This window comes from Pseudoalteromonas sp. AS71 (assembly GCF_038900275.1).
In the GTDB taxonomy this organism is placed as follows: domain Bacteria; phylum Pseudomonadota; class Gammaproteobacteria; order Enterobacterales; family Alteromonadaceae; genus Pseudoalteromonas.
On the sequence record NZ_JBBMQZ010000011.1, the window covers coordinates 49,618 to 65,637 of the forward strand.

At 39.3% G+C, this 16,020-nt stretch carries 14 protein-coding genes; 11 read left to right on the top strand and 3 right to left on the bottom strand.

The window, feature by feature from the left end; all coding sequences use genetic code 11:
* Window positions 1-136: 136 nt before the first annotated feature.
* The 7 genes from ycaO (at window position 137) to folX (ending at window position 8,817) form a co-directional block, all read left to right on the top strand.
* Window positions 137-1,897 carry a 30S ribosomal protein S12 methylthiotransferase accessory factor YcaO gene (ycaO, locus tag WNY98_RS10095; protein ID WP_342877819.1) on the top strand — a complete coding sequence of 587 codons (1,761 nt, stop codon included), beginning with the start codon at window positions 137-139 and terminating at the stop codon, window positions 1,895-1,897.
* A 107-nt stretch (window positions 1,898-2,004) separates the two neighbouring features.
* Window positions 2,005-5,364: an ATP-binding protein gene (locus WNY98_RS10100; protein ID WP_342877820.1), complete on the top strand. Its 3,360-nt coding sequence runs from the start codon at window positions 2,005-2,007 to the stop codon at window positions 5,362-5,364.
* Between the two features lie 43 nt (window positions 5,365-5,407).
* The gene (locus WNY98_RS10105) at window positions 5,408-6,037 is read left to right on the top strand and encodes a YceH family protein (RefSeq protein WP_342877821.1); all 630 of its coding nucleotides are present in this window, start codon (window positions 5,408-5,410) and stop codon (window positions 6,035-6,037) included.
* 68 nt (window positions 6,038-6,105) lie between these two features.
* A complete protein-coding gene (nadE, locus tag WNY98_RS10110; RefSeq protein WP_342877822.1) occupies window positions 6,106-6,936 on the top strand; it encodes an ammonia-dependent NAD(+) synthetase in 831 nt (276 codons plus the stop codon).
* A gap of 223 nt (window positions 6,937-7,159) precedes the next feature.
* On the top strand, window positions 7,160-7,879 hold the full coding sequence (gene folM, locus WNY98_RS10115; RefSeq protein WP_342877823.1) for a dihydromonapterin reductase: 720 nt from the start codon (window positions 7,160-7,162) through the stop codon (window positions 7,877-7,879).
* Between the two features lie 22 nt (window positions 7,880-7,901).
* On the top strand, window positions 7,902-8,456 hold the full coding sequence (folE, locus tag WNY98_RS10120) for a GTP cyclohydrolase I FolE (RefSeq protein ID WP_024598803.1): 555 nt from the start codon (window positions 7,902-7,904) through the stop codon (window positions 8,454-8,456).
* A gap of 4 nt (window positions 8,457-8,460) precedes the next feature.
* Window positions 8,461-8,817 carry a dihydroneopterin triphosphate 2'-epimerase gene (folX, locus tag WNY98_RS10125; protein ID WP_002962340.1) on the top strand — a complete coding sequence of 119 codons (357 nt, stop codon included), beginning with the start codon at window positions 8,461-8,463 and terminating at the stop codon, window positions 8,815-8,817.
* Between the two features lie 16 nt (window positions 8,818-8,833).
* On the opposite strand, the gene WNY98_RS10130 is transcribed toward folX, so the two are convergent.
* The gene (locus WNY98_RS10130; protein WP_010554546.1) at window positions 8,834-9,268 is read right to left on the bottom strand and encodes a YqaA family protein; all 435 of its coding nucleotides are present in this window, start codon (window positions 9,266-9,268) and stop codon (window positions 8,834-8,836) included.
* Window positions 9,269-9,403: 135 nt separating this feature from the next.
* A complete protein-coding gene (locus WNY98_RS10135) occupies window positions 9,404-9,769 on the bottom strand; it encodes a DUF4870 domain-containing protein (RefSeq protein WP_024598801.1) in 366 nt (121 codons plus the stop codon).
* A gap of 185 nt (window positions 9,770-9,954) precedes the next feature.
* Between WNY98_RS10135 and WNY98_RS10140 the strand changes: the two genes are divergently transcribed.
* The 4 genes from WNY98_RS10140 (at window position 9,955) to WNY98_RS10155 (ending at window position 13,687) form a co-directional block, all read left to right on the top strand.
* Window positions 9,955-10,656: a spondin domain-containing protein gene (locus WNY98_RS10140; RefSeq protein WP_342877824.1), complete on the top strand. Its 702-nt coding sequence runs from the start codon at window positions 9,955-9,957 to the stop codon at window positions 10,654-10,656.
* A gap of 10 nt (window positions 10,657-10,666) precedes the next feature.
* Window positions 10,667-11,401 carry a spondin domain-containing protein gene (locus tag WNY98_RS10145; protein WP_024598799.1) on the top strand — a complete coding sequence of 245 codons (735 nt, stop codon included), beginning with the start codon at window positions 10,667-10,669 and terminating at the stop codon, window positions 11,399-11,401.
* 62 nt (window positions 11,402-11,463) lie between these two features.
* Entirely contained in the window at window positions 11,464-12,189 is a 726-nt protein-coding gene (locus WNY98_RS10150) for a response regulator transcription factor (protein WP_007580488.1), read from the top strand.
* 10 nt (window positions 12,190-12,199) lie between these two features.
* On the top strand, window positions 12,200-13,687 hold the full coding sequence (locus tag WNY98_RS10155) for a HAMP domain-containing sensor histidine kinase (protein ID WP_342877825.1): 1,488 nt from the start codon (window positions 12,200-12,202) through the stop codon (window positions 13,685-13,687).
* A 43-nt stretch (window positions 13,688-13,730) separates the two neighbouring features.
* Here WNY98_RS10155 and WNY98_RS10160 read toward each other — a convergent pair whose 3' ends face one another.
* Window positions 13,731-15,905, bottom strand: a complete 2,175-nt coding sequence (locus tag WNY98_RS10160; protein ID WP_342877826.1) for a S9 family peptidase — start codon at window positions 15,903-15,905, stop codon at window positions 13,731-13,733.
* Window positions 15,906-16,020 lie beyond the last annotated feature (115 nt).

The following is a 16,020-nucleotide window of genomic DNA, read 5'->3' on the forward strand; positions in this document are numbered from 1 at the left end:
TTGACCAAGCGTTAAGGGCATATAATAACCATAGTTTTATTAAATAATAATGTTCTTGCTCGCAAAGGGTGAAATAAACATCAAAATCCACGATAATGTCGGCTCCACACATCGTGCAGAACTAGTTGAGTAAAATATGACTGAAAAAACATTTATCAAAGGTAAAGACCGCGACCTAGAATCGTCAATCTCTACCATGCAAAACAAGCTTAAAGCCCTAAACATTAATGTTGAAGAAGCGCTTTGGCTTAACCCTGTAGCTAACTGTTATTCGGTTCATATAAAAGACAGTGATTGCGGTGTTATGTTTACCAATGGTAAAGGCGCAACCGACAAAGCCTCTATTGCCTCAGCGCTAGGTGAATACTTTGAGCGTTTAAGCTGTAACTACTTTTTTGCAGACTTTTATTTAGGTGAAGAATTTGCCAATGGCGAGTTTACTCATTACCCAACCGAAAAATGGTTTAAAGTTGAAGGCGATGAAGTACCACAAGGTATTATGGATGAAAGCTTATGGGATTACTTTGACCCAGAGCGCGAACTTACCGCATCACACCTTTTTGATTTTAACTCAGGCAATATTGACCGTGGTATTTGTACCCTGCCCTACACACGCCAGCGCGATAACCAAGACGTATACATTCCAGTAAATGTTATTGGTAATATTTTTGTATCTAACGGTATGAGCGCAGGTAACACAAAATTTGAAGCACGCGTACAAGGTTTATCAGAAGTATTTGAACGCGCTATTAAAAACCGCATCATCGCCGAAGGTATTTGTTTACCAATCGTGCCTGAAGATGTTGTTAAGCAATACCCTAAAATTCACGAAGCGTGTGAAGAACTTCGCGGCCATGGCTTTCATTTACGTATTGCCGATGCATCACTTGGTGGCAAATACCCTGTAATGAGCGTAACGCTTATTAACCCAACAGATGGTTCTGTATTTGCCTCTTTTGGTGCTCACCCATCATTTGAAGTTGCACTTGAGCGTACCGTTACCGAGTTACTACAAGGTCGCCGTTTAGATCAGTTAGATGTATTTCAACCAGCAACATTTGATAACGATGAAGTAGCAACACCAGAGAACATTGAACTGCACTTTATTGATTCAAGTGGTTTAATTTCACATGATTTCTTCCGTGCAAAACCTGACTTTGAATTTGTACATTGGGACTTTAGCGGTACAACAGAGCAAGAATATAATTTCTGTACCGACCTAATTCACAGCATGGATCATGATATCTACATCATGGATTACACGCACCTAAACGTATACGCATGTCGTATTTTAGTACCGGGCATGTCAGACATTTACCCTGTTGATGAACTAATTTGGCGTAATAACAATGAAGGCGCTAAATTCCGCGAAACATTCCTATCGCTTGATCAGTACGATGCCGAGCAATGGATGGAGATTTACGACAGCCTTGAAGAAGCCGGTCACAGCGATATTATTCGCGCCGCAGAATTTATTGGTTTAGCAACTGATGCCGACACGCCATGGCACACACTACGTATAGGTGAGCTTAAAGCGCATCTTTGCTTAGCTGCAGGCAGTGAAGAGGCAATCGATTGGGTAGATTGGATACTTCATACAGGCCAAGTAAACGAAGATGCAATGCGCCATTTTCGCTGTTTAAAAGCTATTTTAGAAATAAAATATGATGACGAGCGCCAATACGCTGATTACCAAGATGCGTTAGGCTTAATGTTTGGCGCTAATAACGTAACACTCGCTATTGAAATTGCCGAAGGTGAAAAACAATTTAACGGTTTAACTTTCCCTGGTTTATCGCTTGAAGGCTTTAAAAAGCATGCGGCACTACTTGATGGTTACCGCAAGCTACATGTAGCAAAGCAAAATCATTGGGCGCGTGAAGTTAGCGATAGCTAAACTACTAATTATAAAAATAAAACGGCGCATTTGTTAATGCGCCGTTTTCATTTATGTCATAAATTAGCTATAGTTAATTTGCCTAAATTAACGCCACGATATAGCTAATGTCACCGTCTACTAATAACAAAACAAATGTTCATAACTTTAAGCTGACCTTTTGGTTATCGCTTACGCTAACTGTACTAGTTGGTGTTGTTCTTGATCGTATTAACTATAATCGTGTAAAAGATGCACATAGGTTACAAATACTCTCTGAAGTAAGTACCTATCGTGCTCAATTAGAATCTATTTTAGTTTCTAATATCCAACTAGTTCGGGGCTTAGGGGTTGCCGTCGCAGCACAGCCTAATTTAAAGCAAAAACAATTTGAACAAATTGCTCAACCGCTATTTAAAACCTCAAATGAGCTTCGTAATATTGGTGGCGCTCCCGATATGGTAATTCGCATGACTTACCCCTTAAAAGGTAATGAAAAAGCACTCGGTTTAAACTTCTTAGAAGAAAAAAACCAACGCGCTGATGCAATTAGAGCCCGCGATACAAATACCATAGTTATGGCTGGTCCATTAAAATTAATTCAAGGTGACATTGCACTTATTGCCCGAGTTCCTGTTTACGTACCTCCAGAGAATCGCTTTTGGGGATTACTCTCAGTTGTTCTTAATATTGATAAAGTCTACAAAAATTCGGGTATTTATGAGCTCGAAAAAGAGTATAACGTCGCTTTACAAGGCAGACATGGGCTAGGCAAAAAAGGGGAGTTTTTTTATGGTGATCAAAATATAACAGATCAAGACCCCCTTGAGTTTACATTAAGCTTTCAAGGTGGGAATTGGCAACTTTATGTTGCACCTAAAATAGGTTGGAGCCCTCCAAACTCAGCTGTATGGCCACTTCGGTTATCGATTATTATTATTTGCGGGTTATTAATTTGGGCCTTTTTATTCTTTTTAAAAATGCTTAATCGTCAGCAGCAAAATGAAAAAATGCTTGAAGCAATGAGTGATCTAGCTCAAATTGGGGCTTGGTCATTTAATTTAGAAAACAAGCAAATTTATTGGTCAGACATGACCAAAAAAATATTTAAATACTCACTAGATACACAACCTGAGTGGCCAAGTGATTTAGGTTATTTTAAAGAAGGTGAAAGCCGAAAAAAAATAGCCGGGTTAATTGAACGTGCTATAAAGTTTGGTGAAAGTTACGAAGTAGAACTTGAAGTTATTAACGCTGAAAATAAAACTATATGGGTACTCGCGCACGGTGAAGTGGAGCGAAAGAATGGCCGAAGCATTCGTATCTTTGGATCATTGCAAAATATTGATACCCGTAAAAAAATTGAATTAGAAAGCAATAAAGTTGCACTGCATAATGAAATACTCGCGTCGCTAACCGTTAATAAACTCATATTAAACGGACAACTAAGTCAATCTAAAGACATAATCACACAATCGATTTGCCAAGCATTTGACGTTAAACGTGCCAGCATTTGGTTTTTTAATGAAGATAAGAGTCAATTAAATCCGTTTGCTGTACATAGCAAGCACTTACAAAGCGACACAATAGAGTCTGTCTGGCTAAGGAAACATGCCAAAAACTTTTTTAATACCATTGATCATCAAGCTGTATTTAACGCGCCTGATACACTAAACAATCCTGTTTTAGCGCCTTTAAAAGCGCACTATTTAAACCCTTTAGAAATTCAAGCTATGTTATGCGTGGTTATTCCTGCAGGTAGTGGAGCACTGGGTGTTGTATGTGCCGAACAATGTCAATCGCCAAAGGTATGGTCACGTAACGAAGAGAGCTTTTTAATTGCCGTCGCAGCGCTTATTGGCAGTTTATACTCAAGCCAAAAACGTATTGAAACTGAGCAGCAACTCGTTACCGCCAAAGAAACTGCTGAACAAGCGGTTGAAGCTAAAAGTGAATTTTTAGCGAGTATGAGCCACGAAATTCGCACCCCCATGAATGGGGTTTTAGGTATGCTTAATATAATTAAGCAAACTCAATTAGATCTGCAGCAAAAGCATCATATCGAACTTGCTCAGTCATCAGCTCAATCTTTACTTAATATAATTAACGACATATTAGACTTTTCTAAAATTGAAGCCGGTAAACTCGATATTGAAAACGTGCAATTTAATCTGCCTCGGTTATTAGGAGAAGTGGTTGAATCGTTTGCTTTAAAAGTAGAGCAAAACAATACAAAACTTATTTTAGATGCCACTCAAATTACAGTTAGCGAAATAATTAGTGACCCTAACCGCTTACGCCAAATTTTGAATAACTTAATTGGCAACGCCGTTAAATTTACTATAGATGGCGAAGTCGTTATTACTGCCAAAGTGGATGAAACAACTGATGGCTCGTTCCTACAATGTTCGATTATTGATACTGGCATTGGTATTGACCCTAAAAAACAAGCGTCGCTATTTGATTCGTTTACACAAGCAGATACCTCAACTACACGCCAGTTTGGAGGCACAGGGCTTGGCCTTGCCATAGTAAAACAACTGTGTGAGCTAATGAACGGAGAAGTAAGCGTAAACAGTATGCAAGGTGAAGGAAGTACATTTTCTTTCACAATACAAATACAGCCTCGCTTAAGCAAAGAACAAGATTTACCGAGTCATTTAATTAAAAACAAACATATTTTAATTATTGATGAGTGCTCGTTAAATGCAAATACAGCCAGCAAACAACTCACGGTATGGGGTGCAAAGGTCAATTGCTTACGTGACTATCTCGAGGTTGATGATTATTTAAATAATGTAACCACCCACCCTGAAGCTATTTTAGTTGATTACTACTTTTTTGAAAAAGCCCCACAAACGCATATAACTGCGCTTAAAAACTTTATAAATATGCATAGTTGCAAGTTAGTTCTTATGGCGCCAATGAGTTATTCACCTGAGGAGTCTAAAGTAGGTATGGAAGTCGACTGTATGATTTTCAAACCACTTACACCTTCTGATTTGTTTGACTCACTCACGAACGATAAATACATTGAACAACAGCAGCAACAAGCACAGCTGCAAAACAAGCTAACTAAAGCACCGGTACTCGATTCATCAGAGCCACAACTACTACTCGTTGAAGACAATAAAATAAACCAAGTAGTTGCCTCGGCGCTATTAAAGCAGGCGGGTGTTACTTTTGATATTGCCGAAAATGGCCTTGAGGCAATTGTAAAGCTCAATGCAAAACAAGGTAAACCATATAAGCTAGTTTTAATGGATTGCCAAATGCCCGAAATGGATGGCTACCAAGCCACTAAAGCCATTAGAGAAGGTGATGCAGGTAAAGATAATGAAAATATTACTATTATTGCGCTAACAGCCAATGCCATGCAGGGCGATAAAGAAAAATGTCTAGCCGCAGGCATGAACGACTATTTAAGTAAGCCTCTCGATTTAGCTGCATTACAACCAAAGCTTCAACAATGGCTTGGCATTCAATAAAGGTGTAAGCTAATAAAATACGCTTACTAATTTGAGATTATTTATGCAGTTATCAACAAATCAACAACGTATTCTTGGTTGCTTACTAGAAAAACAAAGCACGACGCCAGAGCATTATCCGCTATCGTTAAACGCTCTCGTGAACGCATGTAACCAAAAGTCTAATCGCGATCCTGTGTTAAGTCTTACAGATGAAGACGTGCAAAACGCACTTGATGAACTAATAGAAATGCGTTTGGTTACAATAGATGAAGGGCTTTCTGGTCGCGTAAATAAATACGATCACCGCTTTTGCAACACTGAATTTAGTAACCTGCAATTTTCTGCTCAGCAGCGTGCCATTGTTTGTTTATTACTTTTGCGTGGTGCTCAAACCCCTGGTGAATTAAGAACCCGCAGTGCTAGACTTGCTGATTTTAATAACGTAAATGAAGTAGAGGCAGCGCTCAATAAATTGATTGAAAGCGAGTACACGCGTAAATTAGAGCGAGAAGCTGGTAAACGCGACAGCCGATACATTCATTTATTTGGCGAACAACGAAATAATCCCGCTGATGCCTTTGTTGCTCTACCAAGCGAAGTAATTAAAGACAAAGAGTTGAGTGATTTACTTGCAGAAGTAGAAGAATTAAAAGTAGAGCTTCGCAGAATAAAAGCTCATTTAAAACTTTAATTAATTAAAACTAAATCACATAATAAGTTTATTGCGTATCACATATTAAATTTTATAAGGAGCTGGCAATGCGCGCCGAAATTATGGCTGAAATGAAGGTTCAGTCAACGATTGATGTAAATGCTGAGATAACTCGTCGAGTTGCTTTTATTAAAGCACGTTTAGTAGCTGCTCACTCACGATCATTAATACTGGGTATTAGTGGTGGTGTTGACTCATCAACTTGCGGTCGCTTATGTCAACTTGCCGTAAACGAACTAAATAAAGAGCAAAACACAAACAAGTATCAGTTTATTGCTGTGCGCCTACCTTACGGCATACAAGCCGATGAAGACGAAGCACAAATGGCGGTTGATTTTATTCAACCAAGTAAACGTATGACCGTAAACGTACAACCTGCGGCTGATGCATTGCATGAGCAAGCGCTAGCTGCCGTAGTTGGCTGTGGTGAAGCACTGCCTGAGCAAGCTCAAATAGATTTTATTAAAGGTAATGTCAAAGCGCGTCAACGTATGGTTGCTCAGTACGAAATTGCAGGTTTTTGCCAAGGCCTAGTAGTGGGTACCGATCATAGTGCTGAAAACATTACTGGTTTTTATACTAAATTTGGTGACGGCGCGTGCGATTTAGCCCCTCTGTTTGGTTTATCAAAACGCCAAGTTCGTGCACTTGCTACTGCGCTAGGTGCGCCAGCTTTATTGGTAGATAAAGCACCTACAGCTGATTTAGAAAGTGACCGCCCAGGTTTAACAGACGAAGAAGCACTTGGTTTGAGCTATGAGCAAATTGATGACTTTTTAGAAGGTAAACCTGTGTCTAATGATGTTGAACAAAAGCTTGTAAACATTTACACGCGTACACAACATAAGCGTCAACCAATTCCGACAATTTACGATTAAGGTTTAGTAGCTAAAATAAAGCAATTAATGCCTTTGAGGATTAATTGCTTTTTTGATCGACAGATTAAGAAGCTGCGTATATTTTAATAAATTAACGCTTTGAATTTTATAATACCAATTGCATTAAATTAGTGAGCTATTATAGCCCTATGAAATAGCGATAGAATGATGATATTTTTAATTATATTGGTATAACTACCCGCCAAAGAGAACACTGCCTTATATGACATCGCCCATTTTAATTACCGGCGCAGGCCAACGTATTGGTTTAGCACTCGCTCAGCATTATATAGCCCAAGGGCAGAGTATTATTATCACGTATCGTACTCGTCACGCCGCTGTTGATAAATTAGAGCAACAAGGCGCTGTATGTATTTATGCCGATTTTAGTACCGATGAAGGTATTAGTACATTTATAAATACGCTTAAAGAGCATACAACATCGCTGCGCGCTATTGTTCATAACGCATCAAGCTGGGACTGCGAAGCTAACAACCCTGACTTTGCAGCACTGTTTGATAATATGATGCGGATACATGCCAAAACACCGTATTTAATTAATTTAATGTGCGCAGAGCTGCTTTTAAACTATCAGCAAAAGGAAAAAGTACCTGCCGATATAATACATCTTACTGATTATGTAGTTGAAACAGGCAGCCCTAAACACTTAGCTTATGCAGCAAGTAAAGCAGCACTCGACAACCTAACCAAATCGTTTAGCGCTAAATATGCGCCAAATATAAAAGTGAACTCGGTTGCTCCATCGCTCATTATTTTTAATGAACATGACGATGAGCAATATAGAGCTAAAACCCTTAAAAAATCATTAATGGGCATTGAACCCGGATGCCAAGAAATTATCAATAGTATTGATTTACTATTACAAAGCCACTACATCACAGGGCGCTCCTTGCCTGTTGATGGCGGACGCCATTTAAAGTAGAACACACTAGACTGAGAAACTTATGCATGACGAGTTAAAAGAAAGTTACCAAAAAATAATTACTGCTGTAGGTGAAGATGCTAACCGCGAAGGTTTACTTGATACGCCAAAACGTGCCGCAAAAGCAATGGAATATTTAACACAAGGGTATCGCCAAACGCTTGATGAGATAACCAATAAAGCAGTATTTACGTCTGATGCTGACGATATGGTTTTAGTGCAAGACATAGAGCTTTACTCTATGTGTGAACATCATTTACTGCCTTTTATTGGTCGTTGCCATATTGCTTATATTCCAAACGGTAAAGTATTAGGCTTGTCTAAATTTGCACGTATTGTTGATATGTTTTCACGTCGCTTTCAAATTCAAGAGCAGTTAACGCATCAAATCGCTAAAGCAGTCGAAGAAGTTACTGGCGCTAAAGGCGTTGGCGTTATTGTTGAGGCAAAACACATGTGTATGATGATGCGTGGTGTAGAAAAGCAAAATTCAAGCATGCGTACATCAGTAATGTTAGGTAACTTTAGAAGCGATCCTAAAACACGTAACGAATTTTTGCAGCTTATAAAAGGTTAACCCTATGGCTAATGCAATTATTAACGTTACTAATTTGCGCCTGCGTACATTTATTGGCTTTAACCCCGATGAGCGTGAGAAAAAGCAAGATGTAGTGATCAATCTAGAGATTCACTACCCTGCTGATGACGCGTGTAAAACAGATGAAGTAGACCAAGCACTTAATTATAAAGTGATCACGAAAGAAGTAATTAGCTTAGTAGAGCAAGGCCACTTTTTACTGCTCGAAAAATTAGTGGCTGAAATTCTTGCCGTTTGTCACGCACACCCAAGCGTTCATTACGCTAAAGCACGTGTTGATAAACCACATGCACTGCGTTTTGCCGACTCAGTGTCGTTAACGCTTGATTGGGCTAAATAAGCACTTAAAAACTTATTTAAAAAAGCTTTTCGAATCCTACGGCAAGGGCGATAACCGCTAAATAGCGCGCGCCTTTGCCTAGTGTTACTAGTAATAAAAACATACTAAAGCGTACTTTAAATATTCCCCCAATCACCGTTAATGGGTCTCCCACAACGGGTAACCAAGCAAACAACAAACTATACACACCGTATTTATTAAATTGCTTTTGTGCGCTATCAAGCCCTTTTTGCGATACCGGAAACCATTTTTTATCTTTAAAACGTAATACCTGCGTGCCTAACCAGTAATTAACGCAGCTTCCCAATACATTTCCAAGCGTTGCGACGCACCACATAAGCCATAAGTTAACTTTACCTTGGGCAATCATTCCCACCATTATCACCTCAGAAGAGCTGGGCAATAATGTGGCAGATATAAATGCGCTAATAAATAACGTGAGATAAAGCATAATGCCCTTATGGCTAAACGTAAAAACCCAGCCTATAGCTGGGTTTATAATACCAATTTTATTAAAAACATAATCATTCTAGCGTATTAAATAACTCACTAATTTATTCAATTGGTATAAAAATAAACTGTATGTTTATTTTATCAAATTTAAGCTCAGCGGGTAATTAAACTCTTTACCTTCGTTAGCTTTAATACTTGCTAGCACTACCATCACAAACGAAAATATTGCCACTATAGGTAGTAATATTAAGCCTATCGCTACAAACATCAGTAAAAAACAAACTACATATGCAATTGCCATCGTTATTTGAAAGTTAAGCGCCTTTTTACCGTGTACGTCAACAACTGGCATTTCATCTCTTTTAATTAACCACACAATTAATGGCCCAATAATTGAGCCGAACGGCATAACAAAACCTGCCAGTGCACTTAAATGACATAACATAGCCCACATGCGCTCATCTTTATTAACTGGTTCAACCTGTTGATTTTCTTCCATAACACGCTCCTTTTTGTTTTATGTATGTTGCCTCTTAACTAAACAAATGTCTACTAATCAACCAACGTATTTACCTTTAAAAATCACAGCGTGAAATCTTGTGATAAAAAAGTGATAAGTTTGTGAGAGTTTCTGGAGACGATTATTCAATACTTAGCTCGAATCATCACTTACAGGAAATAATAATGAAAGCTTCTACATTAACAATCGCAATTCTTTTAGCGGCAGCTAGCCAATCGACTGTGGCCGCAGAATTAGACTTAAAAGTTACTAACCTAACCAAGGGTATTCACTTTACCCCGTTATTAATTACAGCACACAACAACGAAGACACACTATTTGAAGTAGCAACAGAAGCTTCTACAGCATTACAAACAATGGCTGAAGGCGGCAATATTGCAGAGCTAGTTGCACAAGCTACTGCTGCAGGTAGTGACATGGCTGCAAATCCAGCTGAAGGTTTACTTGCACCAGCCGCATCTACAACGGCAACACTGACAACAACCGACGGTAACGAGTACTTATCTTTAACTGCAATGATGCTGCCAACTAATGATGGCTTTGTAGGTTTAAACAGCTGGAAAATTCCAACAGAAGCAGGCACTTACACAATTAATTTAAATGCTTACGATGCAGGCACAGAACAAAACAATGAGCTTGTAGTTGAGGGCTCTGGGGCTCCAGGTACTCCGGGTATTCCTGCGGCTCCAGGTGGCGACGCTGGCACTGGCGGTACAGGTATATTAAGTGGTGATACAAATACAAGTATCCATATTCACCCTGGTAGCTTAGGTGATGATGATTTAGAAGCGGGCAATAGCGATTTAAGTAATACAGTACACAGATGGTTAAACCCAGTGGCACAATTAACCGTTACAGTTAAGTAGGAGCATGACTATGTTATCTGCTAACAACCTTAAAAAAAGTCTACTAGTGCTTGCACTTGCAACCACACTTGCAGCGTGTAGCGATAATGATAACGACCCAGTGGTTGAAGAGCCGGTCGTTGTTGAACCTATTGTTGTAGAACCTGTAATCAATGAGTTTACTATTACTTTTAGTAACTTAACTGCAGGACAGCCTTTGTCACCACTCTCTGTCATTGCTTTTGAAGATGAAGCACCTTGGACATTCGGTACAACAGCCTCTGTTGGTTTAGAAATGCTTGCAGAAAGCGGCGCAAATGAAGAATACCTAAGTTACGAAAGTGCACTTGCTGCTGTTTCAGCTGAAGGAGGCATTGGTCCTGGTGAGACAACCACAGTAATCATCTCTGTTGAAGACCAAGAAACGCTTAATTTGTCATTTGCTGCAATGCTTGGGAATACAAATGACACATTTACCGGTCTTAGTCTTGTAGATGTATCTTCATTAGAAGTAGGTGACTCGCTAATGAGTACAACCGTTGCTTATGATGCTGGTACGGAAGCAAATACAGAAACAGCTGAAACTGTGCCAGGTCCTGCCGCTAGCGGCGAAGGATTTAACGAAATTCGTGACGATACTGCCGATATAATAACAATGCACCCAGGCATTGTTTCAAATCAAGATGGATTATCAACATCAGCACTCGGTGTTGAACATAAGTTTGATAACCCGGTATCGAAAATAGTAATTACGCGCACGCAGTAACGTTCCAGCTTGTAATGGGGAAGTAAGGGAGCACGGATGCCCCCCTTTTTACGAGGTAATACATGCGTCACGAAAAAATATTAGTAGTAGAAGATGACAGAGAAATAGGTAAGTTAATTACCACGCAGCTAACGTCGCTTAACTTACATGTTGATCATGTTGTAAGCGCAGAGCTTGCCTTAAAAAAAATAGCCAAGCATCCCTACGGACTTATTTTACTCGATATAAACTTACCGCAAATGGATGGTTTGAGTTTGTGCCGAAAAATAAAAGAGCATTACCCTACTACCTCCGTTATTTTACTCACCGCGCTTAGTAGCGATATGGACAGAGTTATTGGCCTTGAAATGGGCGCTGATGATTATATTTGTAAGCCATTTTTTGCACGCGAATTACAAGCCAGAGTAAAAACCCAATTACGCCACAGAGCACAGCTACTCGCTAGCCAAAATAACGACAACTCTCCCGTTGATAGCGAACAAACACTAAATGTAGGCTCACTCAATATAGAATTTAGTTCGCACCAAGTGTATTTAGGCAAACAAGCCCTTAACCTTACAGCCACCGAATTTGATTTACTCGTTTACTTTGCACGCCATCCTAATCATGTTTTTAGTCGCCAACAATTACTCGATAAAGTATGGGGATATCAACACAGTGGTTACGAGCACACGGTTAATTCACATATAAACCGCTTACGTGCCAAGCTAGAAGAACACCAACAAGCGCCTATCATCGAAACCGTTTGGGGTGTTGGTTACAAACTAAACCCTAGCCAACTCAATTAAGACACCTATTATGAAATTATCTTTGTATCAAAAATTAGCTATATCGCTCGTCGTAATTTTTTGTTTTATTTGTGCCCTAGTTTACGGTTGGAGCAAGCAATTAGAACTGACTTCAAAGCACCATGCAGAACAAAACCTGCACTTAGCGTTAGCTGAGCATTTAGTACAAGATAATCCATTAATAAAAGAAGGTGTTTACGACTATAAAGCGCTTGAAAATCTTTTTCATACCTTAATGTTATTAGGCCCGGCGTTTGAATTTTATTTTGTAGACGAAACCGGAAAAATTCTTACTTACTCAGCAAAGCCGGGTAAAGTTAAACGCACACATATTAGTTTAACGCCTTTAAAAAGACTGATTAACGACCCAAGCGCTGCACCTATTTATGGTGATAATCCTCGTAATAAAGAGCAACAAAAAATATTTTCAGCCGCGCCAGTATTTAATCACGATAAGTTACAAGGTTATTTATATGTAATTATTGGTGGTGAGGCTTACGACACCTCACTAAGCACTGTAAGAAATAATGATAAGTTATGGCTAGCCGCTTTATGGCTTGGCTCTGCACTCGCATTTTTATTTATTGCGATGCTAATTTTGCTACGCTTTTTTACCAACCCAATTCAGCGCTTAGCACGCGATGTTAGTAATATTGAAGCCGCAAACTACAGCCTTACCGACACCAAGCTAAGTAACTACTCAACGCAAAAAAGTAACGAAGTGCATAGTTTAGGGCGAAGTATTCAAGCCATGCTAACGCGCATTAACGAGCAGTTTAAAGCGCTTGAACAAGGCGATAAACAACGCAAAGAGTTGCTAACTCATCTCTCGCACGACCTACGTACACCACTTGCCTCCTTGCAGGGGTTTTTAGAAGTATTAAATCAGTCGGGCGAACAATTAAGTAAAAAAGAGCAGCAAGAGTACTTACAAGTTTCACTTAATAATTGCGGGCAATTAAAGCTACTCATAGAGCAAATATTTGAGCTTGCTCACTTAGAAAATGGCGAAATAAGCATAAACAAAGAAACCTTTAATTTAGGTGAGCTAATTTACGATTGCATCGCAAAATTTAGTTTAGCCGTTGATAAAAAAGGTATTAGTTTATCGGTAGAGCCCGCAATTTGTGATTTTCCTGTGGTTGCCGATATAGCTAAATTAGAGCGTGTGCTAAGTAACTTAATTGATAATGCAATTAGGCATACCCCTCGCGGCGGCAGCATTGCCGTACATGTAAAACGCAGTGACGATAATCAACTATTTGTGCATGTATCCGATACTGGTGTAGGCATAAAAGAAGATGAGCTGAATGCTATTTTTGACCCGCACTACCAAGCAAGCAACTCAAATAAAGAAGGGCGCCAGCAAGGTGGTTTAGGATTGGCTATTTGCAGAGGGCTATTAAAACTGATGGATAGCGAAATTTACGTACAAAGTGAAATTGGTAAAGGCACTATGTTTAGCTTTAACTTGCCACAAAAAAAGGTGCTTTCTTAAAAAGCACCTTACATTTTTTATTTATTTTAAATATATAAATTAATTACTTTTTAATACCCGCTAAATCAAGCATAAATGCATAGTTTAGCGCGGTATCTTCTAAGCGTTTAAAGCGACCCGATGCGCCGCCATGCCCTGCTTCCATATCTATTTTAAACAATAACTTATTGTCATCAGTTTTATAGTCACGCAGCTTAGCAACCCATTTTGCAGGTTCAAAGTATTGAACTTGTGAGTCGTGCAGGCCCGTCGTTACTAGCATATTAGGATACGCTTGCTTAGATACTTGGTCATATGGCGAATAAGACAGCATGTAATCGTAATACGCCTTTTCGTTCGGGTTACCCCATTCACCGTATTCATTTGTTGTAAGCGGAATACTTGCATCAAGCATCGTTGTAACTACATCTACAAACGGTACCGCAGCAACCATGCCTTTATAAAGCTCAGGCGCTTGGTTTGCCACTGCGCCCATTAGTAAGCCACCAGCACTGCCGCCTAACGCAAATATTTCATCTTTTGCGCCATACTTTTGAGAAACCAATGCTTTAGTTACGTCAACAAAGTCGTTAAACGTATTCTTTTTAGTGAGTAGCTTACCATCTTCGTACCAAGGACGACCGAGCATTTGCGAGCCACGAACATGAGCAATTGCAAATACAAAGCCACGGTCTAATAAGCTCAAACGTGAGCTTGAGAACGTTGGATCCATGGTTGCACCGTACGACCCATAACCATATTGCAGTAGCGGGTTAGCGCCATCTTTTTTAAACGTATCTTTACGGTAAACTAAGCTTACCGGTACTTTAATGCCATCGCGTGCTGTTACAAAAATACGCTCTGAAGCGTAATTGTCAGCATCAAAATCACCTAATACAACCTGTTGCTTAAGAAGCGTTTTATCGCCAGTCGTTAAATCTACATCGTACGATGAGCTTGGAGTGGTCATGCTTGTGTAGTAAACACGTAGCGTGCTGCTATCTATATCGTTATTGCCATAAGTACCAATTGTATAAGCGCTGTCGTTAAAGCTCAGTGGTAACTCTTTACCCGTTTTTAAATTACGCGCAATCAACTTTGATTGGCCCATTTCACGTTCTTGATAAACTAAGTAGTCATTAAATAAATCAATGCCTTCTAGTTTAATATCATCGCGCGCTGGGATCACACTTTGCCAATTTGCTTTGTCGCTTGCTTTATCAATATCAACTTTCATCAGCTGAAAATTTACAGCATCTAAGTTAGTTACAATGTAGTAAGTATTCCCTAGTTTAGAAATCCCATATTCAAGCCCTGCTTCGCGTTCAATTAAGCGTTTAGGCATTGCTTTGGTATCATCAGCACTTAATACCGATACGCCTGATGCGTCCGTACTGCTGTGCCAAATATAAATTTCTGACTCATCTTTGCTTTTACTCATACCCATGTAGTAACTGGTATCAGTCTCTTCGTATATTAGCTCGTCATCAGCTTGCGGTGTACCTAATGTATGACGATAAACTTGGTAACCTAGTAGAGTTTGTAAATCTTTTTTAATGTAGTAAACCGTTTTATTATCGTTTGCCCACACAATGCCACCGTTAGTGCCTTCAAGTGTGTCTTCGAGTAATTTACCGGTAGTTAAGTCTTTTATTTTTATGCTATAAATACGACGGCTAACAGTATCTTCGCCATAAGCCATTAAATTGCCATTCGGGCTTACATCTAAGCCACTTACCGCATAATAATCATGGTCTTTAGCAAGCTCATTTACATCTAAAATAACTTGCTGATCGGTACCTGCAAAATCGCTGCTGCGTAAGTAAGTAGTGTATTCGTTATCGCCACGTGTTTGCGTTGAGTAAAAATAATCACCGTTTTTAACTGGGACTGAATCATCGTCTTTTTGAATACGCCCTTTTAGCTCTTCAAACAATTCGCTTTGTAGCGTTTTAGTATGTGCAAGCATTGCATCAGTGTATGTATTTTCAGCTTCTAAATAGTTAATTACCTCTGGCGCTTTACGTTCATCATCACGCAGCCAATAGTAATCATCTATACGTGTATCACCATGAATAGTCATTTCATGTGGCACTTTTTTAGCGATCGGTGCAACAGCTTGGACTACTTGAACTGTTTTAACTTGTGTATTATTTTTTTGAGTTTCTTCTGGGGCTTGGTTACAGCCACTTAAAATAGCGAGTGATAGTGCAGCGAGTGCGAATGGGGTACGTTTCATCAGTCAAAGTCCTTGTTATATTTTTATTTTTTATTAAGTAATTAAATATACCTAAAAATAACCTGTGTTGTGATTTAGTTTGTGAAGCTATGTAAAAAGGGAGCCGAAGCTCCCT

Excerpts from the sequence above, each read along its gene's own strand:
- ycaO (WP_342877819.1), top strand. The coding sequence starts at position 137 with ATGACTGAAAAAACATTTATCAAAGGTAAAGACCGCGACCTAGAATCG.
- WNY98_RS10100 (WP_342877820.1), top strand. The coding sequence starts at position 2,005 with ATGTCACCGTCTACTAATAACAAAACAAATGTTCATAACTTTAAGCTG.
- WNY98_RS10105 (WP_342877821.1), top strand. The coding sequence starts at position 5,408 with ATGCAGTTATCAACAAATCAACAACGTATTCTTGGTTGCTTACTAGAA.
- nadE (WP_342877822.1), top strand. The coding sequence starts at position 6,106 with ATGCGCGCCGAAATTATGGCTGAAATGAAGGTTCAGTCAACGATTGAT.
- folM (WP_342877823.1), top strand. The coding sequence starts at position 7,160 with ATGACATCGCCCATTTTAATTACCGGCGCAGGCCAACGTATTGGTTTA.
- folE (WP_024598803.1), top strand. The coding sequence starts at position 7,902 with ATGCATGACGAGTTAAAAGAAAGTTACCAAAAAATAATTACTGCTGTA.
- folX (WP_002962340.1), top strand. The coding sequence starts at position 8,461 with ATGGCTAATGCAATTATTAACGTTACTAATTTGCGCCTGCGTACATTT.
- WNY98_RS10130 (WP_010554546.1), bottom strand. The coding sequence starts at position 9,268 with ATGCTTTATCTCACGTTATTTATTAGCGCATTTATATCTGCCACATTA.
- WNY98_RS10135 (WP_024598801.1), bottom strand. The coding sequence starts at position 9,769 with ATGGAAGAAAATCAACAGGTTGAACCAGTTAATAAAGATGAGCGCATG.
- WNY98_RS10140 (WP_342877824.1), top strand. The coding sequence starts at position 9,955 with ATGAAAGCTTCTACATTAACAATCGCAATTCTTTTAGCGGCAGCTAGC.
- WNY98_RS10145 (WP_024598799.1), top strand. The coding sequence starts at position 10,667 with ATGTTATCTGCTAACAACCTTAAAAAAAGTCTACTAGTGCTTGCACTT.
- WNY98_RS10150 (WP_007580488.1), top strand. The coding sequence starts at position 11,464 with ATGCGTCACGAAAAAATATTAGTAGTAGAAGATGACAGAGAAATAGGT.
- WNY98_RS10155 (WP_342877825.1), top strand. The coding sequence starts at position 12,200 with ATGAAATTATCTTTGTATCAAAAATTAGCTATATCGCTCGTCGTAATT.
- WNY98_RS10160 (WP_342877826.1), bottom strand. The coding sequence starts at position 15,905 with ATGAAACGTACCCCATTCGCACTCGCTGCACTATCACTCGCTATTTTA.